The organism is Nostoc sp. FACHB-152, assembly GCF_014697475.1.
In the GTDB taxonomy this organism is placed as follows: Bacteria; Cyanobacteriota; Cyanobacteriia; order Cyanobacteriales; family Nostocaceae; genus Nostoc_B.
In genome coordinates, this window is sequence record NZ_JACJRV010000002.1 from 334054 (window position 1) to 354868 (window position 20815).

16 protein-coding genes and 1 CRISPR repeat array are annotated in these 20815 nt (G+C 39.5%); of the genes, 8 read left to right on the top strand and 8 right to left on the bottom strand.

The annotated features are described in order from the left end of the window. Positions 1-201: 201 nt before the first annotated feature. From H6G76_RS03510 to H6G76_RS03520, 3 genes are all read right to left on the bottom strand, one after another. A complete protein-coding gene (locus H6G76_RS03510; protein WP_190695398.1) occupies positions 202-1455 on the bottom strand; it encodes a sensor histidine kinase in 1254 nt (417 codons plus the stop codon). 72 nt (positions 1456-1527) lie between these two features. After that, entirely contained in the window at positions 1528-3960 is a 2433-nt protein-coding gene (locus H6G76_RS03515; protein WP_190695402.1) for an MASE1 domain-containing protein, read from the bottom strand. A 253-nt stretch (positions 3961-4213) separates the two neighbouring features. Beyond that, positions 4214-5189: a CRISPR direct-repeat array (repeat unit 37 nt; unit sequence GTTTCAATCCCTAATAGGGATTAGTTAATGTTGCAAC). A gap of 248 nt (positions 5190-5437) precedes the next feature. Then, positions 5438-6826, bottom strand: coding sequence for a 1-acyl-sn-glycerol-3-phosphate acyltransferase (locus H6G76_RS03520; protein WP_190695405.1), 1389 nt, complete (start codon positions 6824-6826; stop codon positions 5438-5440). Between the two features lie 307 nt (positions 6827-7133). Here H6G76_RS03520 and H6G76_RS03525 point away from each other — a divergent pair, with 307 nt between their 5' ends. Continuing rightward, entirely contained in the window at positions 7134-9407 is a 2274-nt protein-coding gene (locus H6G76_RS03525; protein ID WP_190695408.1) for a lipopolysaccharide assembly protein LapB, read from the top strand. An 86-nt stretch (positions 9408-9493) separates the two neighbouring features. After that, positions 9494-9862 (top strand): hypothetical protein, encoded by a 369-nt coding sequence (locus tag H6G76_RS03530; protein ID WP_190695411.1) that lies wholly within the window; start codon positions 9494-9496, stop codon positions 9860-9862. A gap of 82 nt (positions 9863-9944) precedes the next feature. Here H6G76_RS03530 and H6G76_RS03535 read toward each other — a convergent pair whose 3' ends face one another. Further along, complete coding sequence (locus H6G76_RS03535) at positions 9945-10505, bottom strand: GAF domain-containing protein (protein WP_190695413.1); 561 nt, start codon at positions 10503-10505, stop codon at positions 9945-9947. A gap of 188 nt (positions 10506-10693) precedes the next feature. Between H6G76_RS03535 and H6G76_RS03540 the strand changes: the two genes are divergently transcribed. Continuing rightward, a complete protein-coding gene (locus tag H6G76_RS03540) occupies positions 10694-12241 on the top strand; it encodes a GMC family oxidoreductase (RefSeq protein ID WP_190695416.1) in 1548 nt (515 codons plus the stop codon). 214 nt (positions 12242-12455) lie between these two features. Here the strand turns inward: H6G76_RS03540 and H6G76_RS03545 are convergent, their stop codons facing one another. Next, positions 12456-13691, bottom strand: a complete 1236-nt coding sequence (locus H6G76_RS03545) for an LL-diaminopimelate aminotransferase (protein WP_190695419.1) — start codon at positions 13689-13691, stop codon at positions 12456-12458. Positions 13692-13829: 138 nt separating this feature from the next. Next, positions 13830-14111, bottom strand: a complete 282-nt coding sequence (locus tag H6G76_RS03550) for a hypothetical protein (RefSeq protein ID WP_190695423.1) — start codon at positions 14109-14111, stop codon at positions 13830-13832. Between the two features lie 664 nt (positions 14112-14775). Here H6G76_RS03550 and H6G76_RS03555 point away from each other — a divergent pair. The 4 genes from H6G76_RS03555 to H6G76_RS03570 all read left to right on the top strand — a co-directional run bounded on the left by H6G76_RS03555 (position 14776) and on the right by H6G76_RS03570 (position 18837). After that, positions 14776-15468, top strand: a complete 693-nt coding sequence (locus H6G76_RS03555; RefSeq protein WP_190695426.1) for a TIGR04283 family arsenosugar biosynthesis glycosyltransferase — start codon at positions 14776-14778, stop codon at positions 15466-15468. A gap of 115 nt (positions 15469-15583) precedes the next feature. Continuing rightward, entirely contained in the window at positions 15584-16330 is a 747-nt protein-coding gene (locus tag H6G76_RS03560; protein ID WP_190695429.1) for a TVP38/TMEM64 family protein, read from the top strand. Between the two features lie 134 nt (positions 16331-16464). Continuing rightward, entirely contained in the window at positions 16465-17181 is a 717-nt protein-coding gene (locus H6G76_RS03565; RefSeq protein WP_397333678.1) for a TVP38/TMEM64 family protein, read from the top strand. Positions 17182-17292: 111 nt separating this feature from the next. Beyond that, entirely contained in the window at positions 17293-18837 is a 1545-nt protein-coding gene (locus H6G76_RS03570) for a mercuric reductase (protein WP_190695435.1), read from the top strand. 99 nt (positions 18838-18936) lie between these two features. On the opposite strand, the gene H6G76_RS03575 is transcribed toward H6G76_RS03570, so the two are convergent. Further along, a complete protein-coding gene (locus H6G76_RS03575) occupies positions 18937-19290 on the bottom strand; it encodes a hypothetical protein (protein WP_242056300.1) in 354 nt (117 codons plus the stop codon). Between the two features lie 178 nt (positions 19291-19468). Between H6G76_RS03575 and H6G76_RS03580 the strand changes: the two genes are divergently transcribed. Further along, positions 19469-19936 carry a hypothetical protein gene (locus tag H6G76_RS03580; protein WP_190695438.1) on the top strand — a complete coding sequence of 156 codons (468 nt, stop codon included), beginning with the start codon at positions 19469-19471 and terminating at the stop codon, positions 19934-19936. Positions 19937-20001: 65 nt separating this feature from the next. Here the strand turns inward: H6G76_RS03580 and H6G76_RS03585 are convergent, their stop codons facing one another. Further along, positions 20002-20808: a prohibitin family protein gene (locus H6G76_RS03585; protein ID WP_190695441.1), complete on the bottom strand. Its 807-nt coding sequence runs from the start codon at positions 20806-20808 to the stop codon at positions 20002-20004. Positions 20809-20815 lie beyond the last annotated feature (7 nt).

Below are 20815 nucleotides of genomic sequence, written 5' to 3' on the forward strand. Positions count from 1 at the left end.
ACACAAGTCTGATAAAATTGACTAATAGCATTTTGATCCCCTTAAGCCTTCAAAGGTTCAAAGTTCAGCCTTAGAAGCTCAAGTTTCACCATCAGAGGTTCAAGTTTTACCCCAGCACCCTCACTTCTCGCACTCCCAGCCCAAAGTACTCTCTTTGAGAGCAACTTGGTATCAGCAGATAACCTTAACTAAACCGTATTGCTACAAAGGCAACACGATCGCAAATTCAGTGCCTTGATTGAGAGTAGAATTTACCTGAATCGTGCCACCATGCTTTTCTACTACAATTTGATGAGCGATCGCTAATCCCAGTCCAGTACCTTTACCTAGTGCTTTTGTGGTGAATAGACTATCAAAAATCCGTTGCTTTACGTCGTCTGTCATGCCCATACCATTATCTGAAATGCGAATCGTTACATATTCAGGGCTTAACTTCTGAGTGCAGATGTTAATTGTCAAGGAACCATCTACTCGTTTTCCCTGCTGCCAAACATCTTCTAAAGCATCAACGGCATTAGCCAAGATATTCATGAACACTTGATTGAGTTGTCCCGGATAACACTCAATCTTTGGTAAAGAAGCATATTGTTTGATAATTTTGATTTCGGGTCGTTGCCCCAACCCTTTGAGACGATGCCGCAAAATTAATAATGTATCGTCCAGCCCCTCATGGACATCAAACATCACCTTTGTGAATGTGTCAGTGCGGGCAAAATTTCGCAGCGATATGGATATATCTTTGATTCGGTCTGTGCTGACCTGCATGGAATTGAGGAGCTTTGGTAAATCTTCTAAGATAAACTCTAAATCTGTTTCGGCGATCGCATTTTGAAGGACAAGTGGTAGTTGGGAATAATTTTGCTGACATAATTGCAGGACATGAGTGAGATCGGCAATATAATCTTGAGCCGGATGAATATTGCTAATAATGCAGCTAATAGGATTATTCATTTCATGTGCTACACCTGCTACCAATTGACCAAGCATTGAGAGCTTTTCTTGTTGCACCAGTTGCACTTGTGCCTTTTGTAATTCTGTGGTGCGTTCTATAACTTTTTGTTCAAGGTTATCGGTCAATTGCTTCAGTTGTAAATGCATTCGCACTCTGGCAATTACTTCTGCTTGTTCAAAAGGTTTGGGAATATAATCAACGGCTCCTAAAGAGAGTCCTTTCAACTTATTTTCAGTATCCGCCAACGCTGTCATAAAAATAATTGGAATACTTTGCGTTAATGGATCAGCTTTGAGTCTCTGACAAGTTTCAAACCCATCGATTCCAGGCATTTGCACATCTAACAAAATCAGAGCAGGTAGTTTATGCCGTACAAGTTCAATTGCGCTTTCTCCATCTTCGGCAACTCGAACCGCAAAACCTGCACTTTTGAGTGCTTGTGATAGTATCGACAAATTAGTGGGATTATCATCAACAATTAATACAAAATCAGAGTTTTTCATTAGTTAAAAAATTATTTTTATAGAGGAAATTGAAAAACAAATAATTACTATCTAATAGGAATTATTTACAATTTATTTGACCTGGTTTATCCACTGCTCTAAAATCTCTCGCAGTTTTTTGATTTGGAAATTTTCAGCAAGTTGGATTACTTGTTGACTAAAATCAACATAAACAGGGTGATGAGTTTTCAAGTTATTGGCTTCCTGCAATATGCCATCAACATCGCCATGTTTTGCCAACTCATACAAGCAACTCAATATCTCAATCGCAGGTAAAAATATATCCTGAGAATCTGACTGAATAGTATTTTGGTTACGCTTTAAAACAACTTCCGATTTTGGTGCATAAATCCAGACCAAATTCAGTTTGACTCGCAGTAATTCCAGCAAAGTTTCAGCTACAACAGGTTTAGATAAAAAGGCATCTGCACCGACATCTAAACTCTGATTTTGATCACTGTCAAACACACTGGCAGAGGAAGCAATGATGGCGATATTTTTTAACTGAACAGATTGCTTGATGTGTTGAATCAGTTCAAAACCATCCATTACAGGCATGACTATATCAGTAATGATTAAGTCAGGTTGAGATGCAACAGCCTGATCAATTCCCTCTTTGCCATTACTAGCTTCTAATAACTCAAATCCAATTGGTTCTAACAAATTTAAGATTACCGAACGGTTTTCCCACTTGTCGTCTACCACTAAAATAGTGCGTTTTTCACCTTGATAACCTGTGATAGCACCTTGTTGCATCACCCTAGAACTTGCAGCCCATTGTTTTGCTTCTCTTAATTCCACTTCAAACCAGAAAAGGCTACCTTGACCAAGTTGACTTTCAACTTGCAAACTGCTACCCATGAGGTTAACAATTTTTTGACTAATAGCTAATCCTAATCCGGTTCCTTCAGACTGTTTTTTAATTTCTCCGACTTGCTCAAAAGGAAGGAAAATTTTCTGCAATTGGGCTGATGTCATTCCCACGCCTGTATCTTCTACTTGAAAACGGATTTTATAATTAGTGATTTGTTCTTGATCATTTGTGAGTTGTTGTGTTTCTTGACTAATGACATTGACTTTTAAAGTTACTCCCCCTTTATCTGTAAATTTGATTGCATTGCCTAAAAGATTAATTAGAACTTGCCGCAGTCTTTTCTCATCAGCATGAATACCAACCGGGATTTGAGCATCGGGCTGATAGTTGAAGGTAATCACTTTTTGATCGGCTTTAATGCGGCAGATTTCGACAACTCCTTCTATAAATGAGGGAAAATGGAAATCTATGGGATGTAACTCCATTTTGCGAGCTTCAATTTTAGACAAATCCAGCACGTCGTTAATTAAAGTTAATAGATGAAAGCCGCATTGATGGATGATTTCGATTCCTTTGTATCCTTTTTCTGTTAAGGTTTCAGTTCGTTGTAGGATTTGAGTATAGCCGAGGATGCCATTCAACGGTGTTCGTAATTCATGGCTCATACTGGCGAGAAATTCACTTTTGGCTTGATTGGCAACTTCGGCAATATTTTTGGCTTCATTGAGTTGGGCTGTTCTTTCTTCAACTCGTCGTTCTAGTTCATCATTCGTTTGCCGCAATCTCATCGCTGATCTTTGGTTTTCGCTAGTTACGGCAAAAATCACAAAGGTAGTGATAGCGATAACACAAATAAATGATTGCAACAAAATGAGCGATTCATTCGGTGATAGTTGTTTGGCAAAAGAACCGAAGCCTTTAACAGTGCCAAAAACTGCGATCGCTGACACAATCAATACAGCTAGAGTCGAGATCCGCGCTTCAAATCGAAATGCCATCCAAATCAACGGCGGAATGACCATGTATTCAATTGGGTATCCCCCAGAAAAGGCAACCCGCACAATTGCCATAATTGATAATAAAACAAATGCAAGTTCGAGAATTTGCTGCCGATGAAAGCTTCTGGGTGATGGGGATTTTTGCAACCATACCAGCACTAAAGGCGTAACAATCAAAATACCTGTACTGTCTGATGTCAGCCAAGTTCGACAAATGTTGCCAAATGCTTCCCAAGGTGCAATACCACTAATACAAAGTGTCAGCGCAGCCAATATAGAACTGATGAGAGGGCTGGGTAGAGTCAGGACGATAAATTTAAAAATATCTTGCGATCGCTCTAAAAAATGGCGACGCTTAATAAACTTTTGAATTAAAAATGTTGCTATAAAAGGAGTAATTAGATTGACAGCAGGAATTATACTACTAATTAAAAGATTGTTTTTAAAAAAAAGAATATAACTTACAGTAAAATCACTCAAAAATATGATAGGCCAGATACGATAGCCTACCAATAACATTCCCGCTAAAAATACACCAAACGAAGGCCAAAATGCTGATGCACCATTAACAAATGTCATAGATAAACCCATGTATCCCAGTCCGAGATGGACAATAGGAATAATTAACGCTGCTATGATAAATGGGCGATCGAGCTTGGCTAGAAATTGCCGCTTTAGCGAATTTAGCTGCATCTGTGGTCTCCTTGCAGATAGCCGAATGACAGTAACCCTCAACAAAGGTTGTCTAGCTTATGATTCCCAAAAGCGGTTGTGACTTTCATCATCAAGAAGAGATATGGTATAGCTGTCAACCACTAGGCTAAGTGCAAAATAACTTCTGACACGAATATTGGAAAACCAGAATTTTAAAACTCGCGCAAAGAGTTACAGTTTTGTAGTTTTGTAGGGTGTGTTATCGCGCCAGCGTAACGCACCAAGGTAAATAGTTTCAATCCCTAATAGGGATTAGTTAATGTTGCAACTCGGCGTAATCCTTCCCTAGCATCTTTGATTAGATGTTTCAATCCCTAATAGGGATTAGTTAATGTTGCAACACCTTGGAGGTATCTTAAATGTCTGAGTTATCCTACGTTTCAATCCCTAATAGGGATTAGTTAATGTTGCAACTGCCAGTAATCCTAAGAAAGGAAGAATAGGCACAGCGTTTCAATCCCTAATAGGGATTAGTTAATGTTGCAACTTTGCCCTTCTTCTTTAGTTTCGTCATCTTCAGTTTCAATCCCTAATAGGGATTAGTTAATGTTGCAACTCAATTGTGAGCGATGTAGATTTAAGTTGCTCACGTTTCAATCCCTAATAGGGATTAGTTAATGTTGCAACCTGCCCAGTCGGTGAACTACCAGTGTTAGAGGAAGAGTTTCAATCCCTAATAGGGATTAGTTAATGTTGCAACGAATGCTTGATTTTTCTATAGTTTCAGAGAGAATCGTTTCAATCCCTAATAGGGATTAGTTAATGTTGCAACGAGTGAAGATTATTCTGGTAAGCAGCTACACGAATTGTTTCAATCCCTAATAGGGATTAGTTAATGTTGCAACGAGTCTTGGCGATTTTTGTCAATCACTGTAAGTTTCAATCCCTAATAGGGATTAGTTAATGTTGCAACAATCTACAGCCATCACCATCTTTCTCCCTGCAATGTTTCAATCCCTAATAGGGATTAGTTAATGTTGCAACGATGATGATATCCCGGTACTAGATGATGAGGATGTTTCAATCCCTAATAGGGATTAGTTAATGTTGCAACGCTGTATTCTCTCCGGTCAAGGGGTCAATACCAGTTACGTTTCAATCCCTAATAGGGATTAGTTAATGTTGCAACAAGCCTTCTTCGGCTTGTCCAACTATCAATTTTTGGGGTGAAGTTTCAATCCCTAATAGGGATTAGTTAATGTTGCAACTGCGGGAGACTGAAAGTTCGTTAGTATGAGGTTTTCAAGGTTCAATTTCGCGGATGGGCTAATCATAACACAAGTAAATGTAAATCGATTTTCATAAAATACCTGAAATCCCTACACAGCATGGTGCGCGGGTAATCATAATTAAATTTTTCTGCAAAAGCCTGTATTGCAAGCCATACAGCGATTTGTTCTGAAAGCTAATTTTCTACACCTACCCATCCGCGCATTTGGTTAAGATAGACAGCCAACTAATGAATTAAATTCTCCAACGCTACCTGCAAATCTTTGGTTAATGTACTGGCTGCTTGTCTGGCTGCATGACGGTTATTTTGCGATTTTTCCCAGCGTTCGGTTACAGAAATTGGCTCGCCTACGGTGACTTTTACCTGTCGCAAACCTAAACGAGGTCTTCCGGGTAATGTTGATTCTTTAATACGTGAGAGCATATCATACATCAGTAATGCTGTCTCGGCAAACCTTTCGCTGGTGGGTTGTTCTTTGAGATAAGTTTCGGTAACGGCGACAAAACTTTCTACTATTCGCATATGCTGCATTCGCAAGTCGGCTTCTTCAGCAATCCAATCGGCCAATCCGCGTTTTAATGGTGGTAGGGCGTTGATGTCTGGAATGTCTTCGCGGTAAATGTAATTCCAGCCGGCTTCTTCTAAACGGCGACAACGGTCGATAAAGTTTCCCTGTGCTGGAATGTCAAAATATTGTTCGGCAACTTTTAAGCCTGTATCTAGTAAGCGGTGCAGTCGAGGAATGAGTGCTTGATTAGCTATTTCTGGTAAGTCTTGATGATAAAAGCGGCGATAAAATTCTTCCATCTCGGTGATGAGATGTTCGCCTAACCGACAAATGCGTTGATGATATTCTGTGGGGTTGTTAATTGCTGAGTCTGCAATTGATTTTACTGATAAACCGCTATCAGCTTCTAATTTACGTAATAACCAATCTAGTTTTGCCCAAGGTGGCTGAACGTAACTATATTTAATAGCAATTGGCAAAATCAATACAGTTTCAGTACGGTTGGCTTTTTGTAAGTCTTCTACACACCAAAAACCCAATTGAGCAACGCCTGGTTCTAGAGGGCTGACAACGCCACTATGACCATTAGTACCACCTTCAGGTGCAACGGCGATCGGGATTTTGCCATTAGCAAATAAATCTCGCGCTGTTTGAATAGCTAGCCTATCAACTCGTCTACCACGCCGAATTGCAACTCCACCCACACGAGAAAATAACCAACCTAACCAATTTCCAGCCCATAAGGTCATACCCCGTTCATAAAGAAAGTAACTATGGAGTGGTTGTTTTAACTTGATTCCATGCTGACGCGCTACTTTGGGGAGAATGCGCGACAGTAGGTAAAGCATACAAAGGGGGTCTTCTACTTCTGGGTGGCGAAATGCCAACAAAAACCGAATTTTCCCTGCTTGGAATTGTTGATAAAGCTCGGCTAATATCTCTGTGTTTTCGGCTTCAATTTTGACAATACCCGCAGTTAACCAAGGACGAGTCCGAAAGCGTAGCACAATTGGCAGTAACCATCGCATCATCTGGAGTGCTAGCGGGTTAAACCTTTGGGGAATAAATTTTAATGGTGGTTGAGTGGAATGTATCGTTTTAGGCAAGCGGTTCTCCAGATGGTGTTTCTTGCGATTGTACAATATCGATTTTATGTTGGACTGCGATCGCCTGATTTGAACAGGGTGTAGGGTGTAGTGAAGAAGACTGTTTATGAACAAACTAGATCTGCTACTCACGATTAATCTATTCCCCCTACACCCGCCCCAACGGGGCTTGGTCATTATTTCTAGGCGGGGCGCTCTATTTTTTGTTTATTCCCTACCCCAAGAATAATTTAAATTTTTAAGTAATAACCGCAGAAGAGTGTGTATAACAATAATAAGTCTTAATTAAAACTGCACTATCTTCAGTATGCGAAAATCTTATTCCCAGGTTTTTATTTTAACGCTATCACTTTTAACTTTCTTAGATACTTTTAGTGTTGCTTTTTTATCGCCAACATTAGCCCAAACAACTACTTGTCAACAACAGCAGCAGCAAGATACACAAATTCAAATTAATATACTCGTGTCCGATTTGGAACAAGATATCCCTGCTGGTAGAATTGAACCTGCTATTTTGCGAATTAACCAAGCTCTACAAATCGCTCTGAAAGCCAGAAATTCCACAATAACAACCAATTTACTCACTCAGCTTGTCGATAGTTATTTACCCCAAGAGTCACTTTTAGGAAGATTAGCGCAACAAGTAGAACCCAGTCACAAACCACAAGTAAGCCAATTGTTAACATCGGTTACAGCCTTAACGCAGAGTTTGAATAGTGGTTACAGCGTTGCCAAAACAAAGAGTTTCACCAGACTCGCTAATTATTTTCGGACAATTGGCGAACAACAGCAAGCCTTATCTTTGCTAACCCAAGCATTGACAGCCAGCCAGTTTATTAAAGGTGCAGAATTTCAAACTAAAGCGTTAACTCCTATCGCTCAAGAATATTTAGCACTCAAGCAAACAGCACAAGCCGAAAAAATTTTGGCACAGTCGCTTGAGTTTGCCCAACAAAGTCAACCGAAAGAGCCAATTCGCAGAGTTTTAATATTAGAACCTATTGCTGTAACTTACGCTCAATTAGCTAAAACTGAAGCTGCTTTACAAATAGTTCCTGCAATATCTGATCCTTACTATCGTTCTAAGATTAGATTTGAAGTTGTTAAGCAGTTAATTAAAACTAACCAATTAGATGCAGCCCAAAAATTAATACAAAATATAGAAACACCAGAGTTTAAAGGCAAAAGCTTAGTAGAAATTGCTCTTGCTGCTGCTAATCAAGGTCAAAATAAGTTAGCAGCCGATAATTTTGCCGCAGCACTGCAAGCAGCTGGCACTGATAGTAATGCAGTTTACACTCAAGCATTACTAATTCAAATATATGCTAAAGGTGGACAGCGAGATGCAGCCTATACAGCAGCACAACAACTACAAAATCCCGAACAAAAAGCATTAACTTTAGGTATCATTGCCAACGAATACGGTAAAGCGGGACAGGTACAAAAAGTTGAGCAAATTATTACTGAATTGACTCCTTTAATTCAAACGCCAGGGGCTATAGATAATGTTGGCTATTTGCAAAATATTTTGGCAAATTCTCTGGCTGAAAAACAATATAAACTTGCTTTTGACTTAGTAAGTAAGACAAAACGTAATGATTTTATGGGTAGGGAAGATTGGATATCACGAATTGCAGATGCAGCAATTAAAGCCGGAAATATTGAATTACCTTTACAAATTGCTCAAAGTTTGGATAAAGCTGATATTGACCAGCGCAATAAATTATTACAACAAGTAGCTAATGGTTATGCTCAAAACAAACAACTAGACCGCGCTTTATCTATTATTGGGCAGATTGATAATTCTGGGAATTCACCTTATAAGGTGCAAACCCTAGCTTTAGTTGCGACTGCAACTGGTAAAACTGCACAAACAGATAAACTGTTAACCCAAGCAACTGCTGAAGCGAGAAAGTTACAACCACAACAGCGTGCTTTTGCTTTGGCTAGTATTGCACAGGCATTTCTGAAAATTGGCAACCAACCGCAAGCCCAGAAATTGATAGACGAAGCAATAAAAGCAGTTCAAATAGAAAAAGACTTTTCATTGCGGGAGAGTAACTTACAAAGAATATCAGAGCCTTTTATCGCAGCTAAACAATATAATGCTGCTGTGCAAATTATTCAGGCTATACCTACAACAGCAAGAGATTATAGACTTCCAGAGGTGGCTAAATTAGTTATTGAAAATGGTGGTGATGCCAGTGATATAGTTAATATTCTTTATAAGAAGACCAAAGAACCAGAGAGTAAAACCAGAGGGTTAATCAGTATAACTGATATATATTTACGCGCTCAAAAAATCCAGTCTGCTAAACAAGTTTCAGATTTAGCTTTTGCCGCAGCTAAAACAATTCCTAACCCAGAATCACGAGTTCTAACTTTTGGTAATCCGCCAGATATTACAGTTGTCGATGACGATGGTGATCGAGCTAGTTCTTTAGAAAGAATTGCTTTATTAAAGGCGAAATCTGGTGACTATAATCAAGCTTTGATTGTGGCTCAAGCTATTCAAGATAAAAAGCTTCGGGAGAAACTCATGCAGCAACTTCTTTGTTATAGGAATTCGGGGAGGCAATAAGCAATAGATTTTGTGGTGTTGCTGAATTAACGTGAGTTCGACAGATCATCACCCACTTCCATTCCTCTCCCCGAAGCGGGGCTACGGTGTACACACAAGCGGAAAACTTCATCTACCAAAGATTTGCAGTGCATTACGCTGGCGTGACCAAGCTAAATTGTTGCAATCATGTGATCGCAAAAGTAGTATTTGCGAACTCAAAAGCTATTTTTGCGAACTCAAAAGCTATTTTTGCGAACTCAAAAGCTATTTTTGCGAACTCAAAAGCTGTTTTTGCGAATTCAAAAGCTGTTTTTGCGAATTCAAAAGCTGTTTTTGCGAACTCAAAAGCTGTTTTTGCGAATTCAAAAGCTGTTTTTGCGAACTCAAAAGCTATTTTTGCGAATTCAAAAGCTATTTTTGCGAACTCAAAAGCTACTTTTGCGAACTCAAAAGCTGTTTTGATGTGTTCATAACGCACCCTACGAGACTACTGGAAGAGTTGAAACCTATGCTGGTCATACTTGCGTGTACACCGTAGCCGAAGCGGGGAGAGGCTTAAAAAGCTGCTACATCGGAAATTGTGGGAATAGGAGCTTTTTTAACGTAGTCTATGAGGACAGGTACTAATTTGCTTTCTAATTGAGTAATAATAGCGCGATCGCGTTCTGACCAAGTTCGCTGTTCACTAAATACACAAGGCTGCAAAATTCCCCACAGTTGACCATCTTGAGATAAGTGAGCATGAATTAACGCCCGATGACCAAAGTTTTGGCGTTCAAACTCTTTATTCAACACTTTTGGGTCTGCGGTTTCGACATCTTCAACATAAATAGATGGCGCAGTTCGCAGTGCAGCAGCAAACATTGGGTCTTCGTCTGGAAGTCCGGCTGGCTCTAATTTCCAGTCTGGGTCGCCAATTTCGGGAATATCTTGATTTCGCCGCCAACAGTGAGACACTCTGCCAAACTTAGTTTCAGGATTTCGGGAGTAGAGGAAACAGCGATCGCACTGTAAAACTTCTCCAAGTGCTGGCATTAAGTTAGATAATATCGCATCCGGCTCGCTGTGTTGGTCGAAAACACTTTGAATGGCTACTGGTAAAGCTAAGTCAGTCATGAGAAGGCAGGTTATCTTTTTGCATATCTTCTCAATCACGGGCAAATAAATACATCAACCCAACGATACAAACCGCACTTATATTGATTAAATCAATGTATTAATGTAACAAATTGATGACTGGGTAGAAGTAGAGGATAAAAAGTTGTACTTTACACTTATCCACAGCGAATTCAACAAATTTCACAATGACTGAATACGATTACATTGTGATAGGTGCAGGCTCGGCAGGCTGTGTTCTGGCCAACCGCCTCACAGAAGACGGTAAAACAACTGTGTTATTACTAGAAGCTGGTAATCCGCCTAGCTTACCAGAACATCAAGTACCTTTAGCCTGGGTAAAACTTTGGGGTACTGAAGCAGACTGGGCATATTTTACGGAAGAAGAACCGTACTTAAATAACCGTAAAATCTATTGTCCGCGCGGCAAAGTTCTTGGTGGTACTAGTGCGATTAACGCCATGATTTATATTCGTGGTAGTCGGTATGATTATGACCACTGGCAAGAATTAGGCAATTCTGATTGGAGTTACCAAGATGTGTTGCCTTACTTCCAGAAATCTGAAAACCAGCAGCATGGCGCATCTCAATTTCATGGGGCTGATGGATTATTGAGTGTGACAGATCCCTTAGCACCTGCTGTAACATCACATCGATTTGTAGACGCAGCAGTTGCATTAGGTTATGGGAAAAATCCTGATTTTAATGGCGCACAACAGCACGGAGCCGGACTTTATCAGTTGACTGTTAAAGATGGTCAGCGTCACAGTACAGCTTCGGCTTTTCTACTACCCATTTTGGAGCGTCCTAATTTAACAGTTACTACTGGTGCGTTAGTGACTCGATTATTATTTGCAGGAACGCACACAATAGGGGTGGAATACATACACCAAGGAACGATACACCAATCTTTTGTGGGACAGGAAGTAATTCTGAGTGCGGGTGCAATTGATTCGCCTAAACTGCTAATGCTCTCTGGCATCGGCAATGCAGAACATCTCAAGGCTTTAAATATTCCTGTGGTTGTTGATTTGCCTGGTGTTGGTCAAAACCTCCAAGATCATCTTCACGTTGCCGTGGCATACCAAGCAACTGTTGATTTACAACCTGACATAACCAGCAATATCGCCGAAGCAGGATTATTTCTGCATACTGAAGGTCGTTTAGATGTTGCCCCAGATTTGCAGTTTTTCTCTGGCCCTGTTTTGTGGGCGCATCCTGCCTATGCTCGTGAGGGGCCAGGATTCGGTGCTACAGCTTGTATAACTAATCCCCAAAGCCGTGGTAGTCTGACTTTGCGTTCTGCTTCTCCCCAAGACATCCCAATAATTCGGATGAATTATCTCCAGAGTGAATCTGATTCACAAAAGTTGCTGGCGGGGATTAAAATCATTCGGCAAATATTGCAATCAAGTGCCTTTGATGAGTTCCGAGGCGAAGAAGTTGCCCCTGGCATTGATAATCAAAGTGATGAATCACTTTTAGCTTATATCCGAGAAACTTGTGATACTGTGTACCACCTTGTCGGGACTTGCAAAATGGGAACTGACCAGAATTCAGTCGTAGACCCAGAACTGCGGGTACATGGTGTTGAGGGTCTACGTGTTGTGGATGCCTCAATTATGCCAACAATTACTACAGGCAACACGAATGCACCCACAATTATGATTGGGGAAAAGGCCGCAGATTTGATTAAAGCTGCCAAGCCAGTAGCTTTAACAAGTGCGATCGCTTAAGATAACGTGAGTTCGACCGATGATAAAGAACCCCTCTCCAAACCTCTCCCCGAAGCAGGGAGAGGCTTAGAAAGCTTAATTTTTTGTTCCTAACCAAGATATTAAAGCCCCTCTCCGAGACGGAGAGGGGTTGGGGAGAGGTTCATCGAACTCACGTTAAGATAGTGCAAGTAGGGGCATACATCCGTCTGCCCCTACTGTATTTGCTCAAAAGCTATGATACAAAGCGGCTGGTAATCCGTTTCATTGCTTCTTCTACATTTTCTCTGCTGTTGAATGCAGAAATGCGGAAGTAGCCTTCACCCGCAGCACCAAAGCCAGAACCAGGTGTCCCGACAACATTGCAAGTATGCAGTAATTTATCGAAGAAATCCCAGCTAGAAAGTTCGTTGGGAGTTTTTAGCCAAACGTAAGGTGCGTTCACTCCACCATAAACTGCTATCCCGGCGGCTGTAAGTTGTTCTCGAATGATTTTAGCGTTTTCTAAATAGAAACTTACTAAGGCTTTGATTTGTGCCTGTCCCTCTGCGGAATATACTGCTTCTGCGCCGCGCTGCACGATGTAAGACACACCGTTGAACTTGGTAGACTGGCGGCGGTTCCACAACTTCCACAATTCCACATCGGAACCATCAGCCGCTTTGGCTTTTAGGGTTTGGGGTACGACAGTTAAAGCGCAACGAGTTCCAGTAAAACCAGCATTTTTAGAGAAGGAACGGAACTCAATTGCACAATCTCTTGCACCTTCAATTTCATAAATAGAATGAGGTAGCGACGGGTCTGTAATATATGCTTCGTAAGCAGCATCAAAGAAAATAATCGAGTTATTAGCTTTGGCGTAGTCTACCCATGCTTTCAGGTGTTCTTTGGTCGCTGTTGCACCTGTGGGATTATTAGGGAAGCAAAGGTAAATTAAATCAACTTTTTGGCTGGGAATTTCGGCGGTAAAGTTATTTTCTGCGGTAATTGGCAGATAAACTAAACCATCAAATTCACCTTTATCATTGGCTGGGCCTGTGTGTCCTGCCATAACGTTAGTGTCTACATATACCGGATACACAGGGTCGGTAACAGCGATAACGTTGTTGTTACCAAAAATGTCGAGAATGTTGCCTGTATCGCATTTAGAACCGTCGGAAATAAAGATTTCGGAAGCATCGACTTCTGCACCTCGTGCTTGGAAATCTTGGGCTGCAATTTTTTCCCTTAACCAAGCATAACCTTGTTCTGGGCCATAGCCTTTGAAAGTTGCGCGATCGCCCATCTCTTCCACAGCTTTAATCATCGCTGTGCGGCAAGCTTCTGGTAATGGTTCGGTAACATCGCCAATTCCCAACCGAATGATTTTAGCATCGGGGTTGGCTTCGGCAAAGGCATTGACTCGCCGCGCAATTTCAGGAAAAAGATAACCAGCTTTTAGCTTCAGGTAGTTGTCGTTAATCGTCGCCATAGTAGATAGTGAAACAGGCACTAAAACAGCTTACAGCTAATTGCTATTGGCGATCGTAGGGATACCCGTGCAAAAATCCGAAACTTTACACCTCTGGGGTCTTTATGAAAAGGCTTTAACTGGAGAATATCTCACTTGTTACTTTGGTTGAGAGCAATAAAATTGCATTTTTGCATCACCTTTTAATAACAAGCAATTGCTAATAGAATCGTTATTTTTTGCCAAACCTTCATTTGAATTACTATTTTCTCTTGCAGTTAAAATTTTCACTGTTAACCCTGATATTATGGCAATAGATAATATAGACGCAATTGTTAATATAAGCCTATCGGGGGTTTTCTTCTGAGAACTGTGTTGATTGCATTGGATGCAAACTGTTTTAGGCGACCAAAAATGCTCATCAAAATCATAATAACTCATTTCTTAATTCCTTAACGCTAAAAAATACTCAACAGGATTGCTGGCATGGCAAATTCATCAATAATCTTTTGACATTTAGCTTTGAATAGCAATCAAATAGATTATGATTTAGTTCTTTGAGTTTTATGTATTTAATTTTTGGCATTAAATACAACAGCTTTTAGCTTATTTAGCAACTAATTATAAGTATTAAATCTAATTGTGTGTGAGAAGAAATACTTCTAGCAAAAGTCATAAATGCACTATGACTTTTGTCATATTTTAGTTGAAACTGCTAAAAGTTTTATAAATCATCGCTGATTTATAGTGTTTTTATAGTCTAAAATCACCATTAAATAATCAGTAATTTTGACTAAATTCCCATACAATTTCAGCAAGAAACATATGGAAAATACTATATGAATAAACAGGTCAATGTTAACTTTACTGTTGATTCCTAACGAAGATTGAGACAATTTGCAACAAACTACAACAACTACATCATCTTGCAGTGATGTCTGGTGAGAAGACTCACAGCGCACCATCTGGATAGGGTTAGGCTAGGAAAAATATATAAGATTAAAAAGTTAAAGGCTAAGATAAGTATTCCCAGGTTGTATTGCGAATTAACATGAGATATAACTTGGAAAATTATTTATTTATAGAATATTAATGATTATCGGTTGTGAATCAAAATCTGACTAAAGCCACGATTTCGATTATTATTCCAACTCTCAACGAAGCAAAAAATGTCAAAGAAGCGATCGCTAGCACTCAACCTAGTGCCAACATAGAAATTATTGTGGTAGATGGTGGCTCTAGTGATGACACAGTACAAATATGTCAGTCATTAGGTGTCAAAGTTATTTCATCATCTTCTGGCCGTGCTGTGCAAATGAATGCGGGTGCGGCGGTGGCTAGTGGCGAAATTTTGTTATTTCTCCATGCAGATACTCGCTTAAGCGTTGGGTTTGATGTCCAAATTCGTCAGGCACTATCACAACCAAAAATTGTCGCGGGTGCATTTGATTTGCAGATTGATGCGTCGCCTTTTGTTTTCAGATTAGTCGAATGGGGAGTAAAATGGCGATCGCGTCTTTTCCAAATGCCTTACGGCGATCAAGCAATATTTTTAACTAAAAAAGTATTTCAGGAAATTGGTGGTTTTCCAGAATTACCGATTATGGAAGACTTTGAACTCATACGGCAGTTACATTCCACAGGGCGCATTGTAATTCTTAGCACTCCAGTCATCACTTCCGCTCGGAGATGGTTGCAAAAAGGGGTTTTTAAAACTACCTTACTGAATCAAATAATTATCATTGCTTATTTATTTGGAGTTTCCCCCCAACAAATTCGTAGCTGGTATCGTCGGTAAAAATTTAGCAGGATTTAAGCTGTTTCTCATTTACAGAGCATATTTTAATTAAAAATTGCTTGTAGGATGATAATTACTACCTGCTGGTAAACTTTGTGGCGTTTTCCTAGTAAATATGATATTTACAAAGAACAAATTACGATTCAAGGGCAAATTTAAATTTTGTCTATTAATTTTTCTGATTGCAGTTCTGATAATTGCTGCTAAATTTTTGAATATTCAAGAATTTTTACATAGTTTAATAAATCAAGTTAACAGTCTTGGCATTTGGGGGCCTGTTGCCTACATAGGCATTTACAATTTAGCAACATTGCTGTTTGTTCCTGGTTCACTTCTAACTTTAAAAGGTGGCTGTTTATTTGGTTTATTTTGGGGTTCGGTTTATGTATTGATTGCTGCACTTATTGGGGCAACTTTAGCTTTTTTGGTTGGGCGATATTTGTCACGAGATTGGGTAGCTAGCCAAATTGATAAACATCCTAAATTGCAAGCAATTGATTTAGCAGTTGCTCAAGAGGGATGGAAAATTGTATTGTTAACTCGCTTGTGTCCTATTTTTCCATTTAACTTATTAAATTATGTCTTTGGAGTAACGCAAGTTTCCCTCAAAGATTATATATTAGGTTCTTTCGGAATTATCCCTGGAACTGTTATGTATGTTTACATTGGTTCTCTAGCAGGTAATTTAGTTATGTCTAATGTACCAATGACTCCAGAAGCCCAAATCTACGAACAATCCATGCAAGTGATTGGATTAATTGCTACGGTAGCAGTAACTATTTATATAACAAAAGTCGCTCAAAAAGCTTTACATCAAAGCATGGTAATTACAGAAGCCAAAAAACTAGAGAGTAGAGATTAGAGGCTAGGGCTAAGGACTGCTGATAAACTGTGGGATTAGTTATCTAAATATTTTGGTATTTACAAAATATGCGAAATCAAATTTTAATCCATCCGCGTTATACACAACAATTAAAGAAGTTTTTTCAGTTATTGATGTTAATGCTTGTAACTTTAGCGATCGCTATCTTCTTTCTACCAGAATTTGCCCTAGCACAAACAGCATCATCAACAAATTCCTTCAATCCCCAAACTCTTTTACGTGATGCCTTGCAATGGATTGATAGCTTGGGAACTTTGGGAGCCATAGCCTTTATCGGACTCTATATTATTGCCACCGTTGCATTTTTACCAGGTTCCATTCTCACTCTTGGTTCCGGCGTTGTCTTTGGTGTAGTTTGGGGTTCTATTTACGTATTTATTGGGGCAACTATTGGCGCGACGGCTGCATTTTTAGTTGGACGTTACTTAGCAAGGGGATGGGTTGCTAAAAAAATTGCAGATAATCAAAATTTTGCAGCCATTGACAAAGCCGTTGGTCGAGAAGGCTTAAAAATTGTTTTATTAACTAGACTTTCGCCGATATTTCCCTTTAACTTATTAAACTACGCCTTTGGTGTGACAGGCGTTTCTTTAAAAGATTATTTTATTGGGTCTGTGGGGATGATTCCTGGCACAATTATGTATGTATATATTGGTTCTTTGGCTAGTAATTTAGCTCTGATTGGCACAGAAGCTCAACCTACGAACCCTGCACTACAATGGGCAATTCGCATCATTGGTTTTATTGCCACAGTTGCAGTCACAATATATGTCACCCGCATTGCCCGGAAAGCTTTAGAAGAAGAGGTAAAAATGAAAGATGAAGTATGAAGGATAAAATTTTACACTTCATACTTCATCTAGCAACCCATGTAGGAGATTCAAATAAATCTATTGCCTGTTGCCTATTGCCTGCCTCCACAAGTAGTTTGTAAATCAAATATGATTGCTATGGAAAGAGTTATCGTTCGCCCAGTGGATGAGTATAACCAGAAGTTAGTTTCTTATGTGCATCCGCCAAATTGGGTCAATCCACAACCTGCTGATTGTTATGATTTGGTAGTAATTGGTGCTGGAACTGCGGGATTAGTCGTAGCCGCAGGTGCAGCCGGTTTAGATTTGGGTTTAAAAGTTGCATTAATCGAAAAGCATCTCATGGGTGGAGATTGCTTGAATGTTGGTTGCGTACCCTCTAAATGTATGATTCGCTCATCGCGGGTGTTAGGCGAAATTTGGCAGGCGAAAAATTTTGGCATTAATATTTCTCAGCAACAAGTTGAAGTTGATTTTCCCGCAGTTATGGCGCGAATGCGGCGTGTGAGGGCAGATATTAGTCCTCATGATTCGGCTGAACGGTTTAAAAATCTGGGTATTGATGTTTTCTTAGGTAGCGGTCGATTTGCCAGCAACAACACTGTGGAAGTTGACGGAAAAACTCTGCGGTTCAAAAAAGCGGTAATAGCTACAGGTGCAAGGGCTGTGCGTCCGCCAATTCCCGGAATCGAAACAGTCGGTTATTTGACTAATGAAACGGTTTTTTCGTTAATTCAACGGCCGGATAAATTAGCAGTAATTGGTGGCGGGCCAATTGGTTGTGAATTAGCGCAAACTTTTCGGCGTTTGGGTTGTGAAGTGACGCTGTTCCATAGCGGTTCTCACCTGCTAAATAAAGAAGATGCTGACGCGGCAGAAATTGTGCAGAATGTCTTGATTAGTGAAGGCATTCGCGTAGTATTAAATTGCCAGTTAGAAGAAGTGGTGTCAGTAACGGAAGGGAAGCGGCTTTACTTTTCTGCTAACGGTAACAGAGATTCTGTAACAGTAGATGAGATTTTGGTAGGTGCGGGACGTGCGCCGAATGTCGAAGGTTTGAATTTAGAAGCTGTAGGAGTAGAGTACGACACGCGTCAGGGGGTGAAGGTCAATGATTACCTCCAGACAACCAATGCCAAAATTTATGCGGCTGGTGATATCTGCATGAACTGGAAATTTACCCATGCTGCTGATGCGGCGGCGCGAATTGTCATTAAGAATACGCTATTTTCTCCCTTTGGATTAGGTCGTTCTAAACTCAGCAGTTTAGTAATGCCTTGGGTAACATATACAGACCCAGAAATTGCTCATGTGGGAATGTACGAACATGAAGCACAAAAAAGAGGTATTGATGTAGCGACTATTACAATTCCTTTTAATAGTGTAGACCGAGCGATCGCAGATGGTGAAGAAGCAGGATTTCTCAAAATTCTCCACAAAAAAGGGTCTGATGAAATTCTCGGTGCTACTATCGTTGCTGCCCATGCAGGTGAGATGATTTCCGAAGTCACCACTGCAATTGTGAATAAAATAGGTTTGAGCAAGTTAAGTAGTGTGATTCATCCTTATCCCACCCAAGCCGAAGCCATTAAAAAAGCTGCCGATGCTTATCGTCGCACCCTGCTGACTGCAAATACTAAACGGATTTTGGGATTTTTAACCAAGCTGTCTTAAACTTAAACAAATTGATATCGAGTATAGGTGCGTAAAGGTGTAAGTCAGCAAAATCCTTACACCTTCACACCCAATCTCAATGTTACTAACTAATTACGATTAAGAATTGAAAAGTTCATTTAGTGAAACGAAACTTTGCTGTATTGCCTGAGATAAATAATTTCTGATCAAATCCGCAGTTTCGACTGGAAAATTACCTCCTGAAAGGGCAAAAGCTAAACTAGCAACACCGAGAAATAATGCTAATAATCTGCCGAAACAACCTGGATTAATTTCCAGAAAGAATAGTTTTGCTTGTCCTAAAACAGCAATTACTAAAAAAGCAATACCTAGAATTAAAAAAATATTGGTTAAAGGTAAAGTTGTCATATTAATTAAGCTGCTAAAACTTTGTTTATCCAAATATCTATTATAGATATTTTTAATTTCAATTTCTATTCTTAATACTGACAAAGATAAAAATTGGCGTATTGGTCTTAAGAAGCGATCGCAGCACAACAACCTCTCACTTCTAGAATCAAGGCTGATTACCTCGCTCAGACATCAAAATTTGAATTCTATCAAGGTTGTACTAGACCATATGCCCCTTCTTAGGTTAAACTACACTAAGTTGGGAGGAATAGCGGATTTTATGACAAGCGTGCGAAATGTTAGCGAAAAATCGGTTTCATCTGTAAACACAGCCTCAGAGTCTTTATCACAGACTGTTCCTCAAGAAGCCTCAACCAATCTTTTCAAAAGGCTGAGAGGCGGATTTTTGCTGGTACTAGGATATTTATTATCCCCGCTATGTTGGTGGAATGACCTTTTATTCAATCTACCCATTGCTTACTTTTTTGGGTATTTATGCAGTTTAATTTCACCAAATTTGCTCATACCTTGTTCAATTATAGGTTACTGGCTTTCCAATGTTGTAGGAATTCTCTTAATGCAATTTGGTTCTAAAGATATCTTTCAGAAGGACTCCCAAGAACGTAATCTGAAAAAAGAACTGTTATCAGGTTTAGTTTCTTCAACTGTTTATACCATAGTAATTATCTTATTAATTCAGTTCAAAGTTCTTGAAACTCCTGCCTTATTCTCTATCGCTAATAGATAATTCTTGGTAAGAATTTTATCATCATGAGTCAGAGACATAAATCGATTATTCTGGCTCTTGAATTCTTACTTATAGGCTTTAAGAAGTTCACTAAAATCCCAAATTTTAGGACTTTCTTTACCAATAACTAATGGTAGTTTGCCATTCCACTTCTCTATTGCTTGCTTTTGCAGTAACTCTGGTGTTAATCCATCACGTAGTAATCTATAAGCTTCAGCTTCTCCTCTAGCTAGATTAACTTTAGCTTCTGCTTCCCTAGCTGCTTTCAAAGCTAGAAATTCTGCTTTTTTAGCGTCTTGTTCAGCAATTTGCTTTGCTTCTACTGCTTCACCAAATAGCTCAGAAAAATGGATATGGACTAGTGAAACATCATCAACAGCAATATGATAGTTACGTAAACGAGTAGTTAAAGCATGGTCTACTTCTAGTTTTACTTCTCCTCGTTTAGTAATAATTTCTTCAGCAGTATATTGGGCGATTACTGCTTTCAGCACTTCTTCAATTGCTGGATTAATAATTTTAGCAATAATATTTTGCTCGTTGCCGATTTGTTGATAAATAATATTAGACTCCTCTGGTAGGATATGCCAATTTAGAGCAACTTCAGTAAACACATCTTGTAAATCTTTAGAAGAAGCCTCAGCAGATATTTCCTGTTTTTGAACACGCACACTTAGCTTCGCAACTGTATTTACTACCGGAATAATTAAATGAAATCCTTCTCCTAATATTTGCTCTTGTACCTCCCCAAACCTCATTAATACTCCGCGTTCTCCGGCGTTAACAATGACACATGGCGTGAGAAAAATAGTAATTAAACATAAAAGTGCTGTTAATTTACCTGGGTTAGTAAAGATTTTGTTATTTTTCATATTTATA

Coding starts and splice junctions, on each gene's coding strand:
- H6G76_RS03510 (WP_190695398.1), bottom strand. CDS start 1,455: ATGAAAAACTCTGATTTTGTATTAATTGTTGATGATAATCCCACTAAT.
- H6G76_RS03515 (WP_190695402.1), bottom strand. CDS start 3,960: ATGCAGCTAAATTCGCTAAAGCGGCAATTTCTAGCCAAGCTCGATCGC.
- H6G76_RS03525 (WP_190695408.1), top strand. CDS start 7,134: ATGCGAAAATCTTATTCCCAGGTTTTTATTTTAACGCTATCACTTTTA.
- H6G76_RS03535 (WP_190695413.1), bottom strand. CDS start 10,505: ATGACTGACTTAGCTTTACCAGTAGCCATTCAAAGTGTTTTCGACCAA.
- H6G76_RS03540 (WP_190695416.1), top strand. CDS start 10,694: ATGACTGAATACGATTACATTGTGATAGGTGCAGGCTCGGCAGGCTGT.
- H6G76_RS03545 (WP_190695419.1), bottom strand. CDS start 13,691: ATGGCGACGATTAACGACAACTACCTGAAGCTAAAAGCTGGTTATCTT.
- H6G76_RS03550 (WP_190695423.1), bottom strand. CDS start 14,111: ATGAGTTATTATGATTTTGATGAGCATTTTTGGTCGCCTAAAACAGTT.
- H6G76_RS03560 (WP_190695429.1), top strand. CDS start 15,584: ATGATATTTACAAAGAACAAATTACGATTCAAGGGCAAATTTAAATTT.
- H6G76_RS03565 (WP_397333678.1), top strand. CDS start 16,465: ATGTTAATGCTTGTAACTTTAGCGATCGCTATCTTCTTTCTACCAGAA.
- H6G76_RS03570 (WP_190695435.1), top strand. CDS start 17,293: ATGATTGCTATGGAAAGAGTTATCGTTCGCCCAGTGGATGAGTATAAC.
- H6G76_RS03580 (WP_190695438.1), top strand. CDS start 19,469: ATGACAAGCGTGCGAAATGTTAGCGAAAAATCGGTTTCATCTGTAAAC.
- H6G76_RS03585 (WP_190695441.1), bottom strand. CDS start 20,808: ATGAAAAATAACAAAATCTTTACTAACCCAGGTAAATTAACAGCACTT.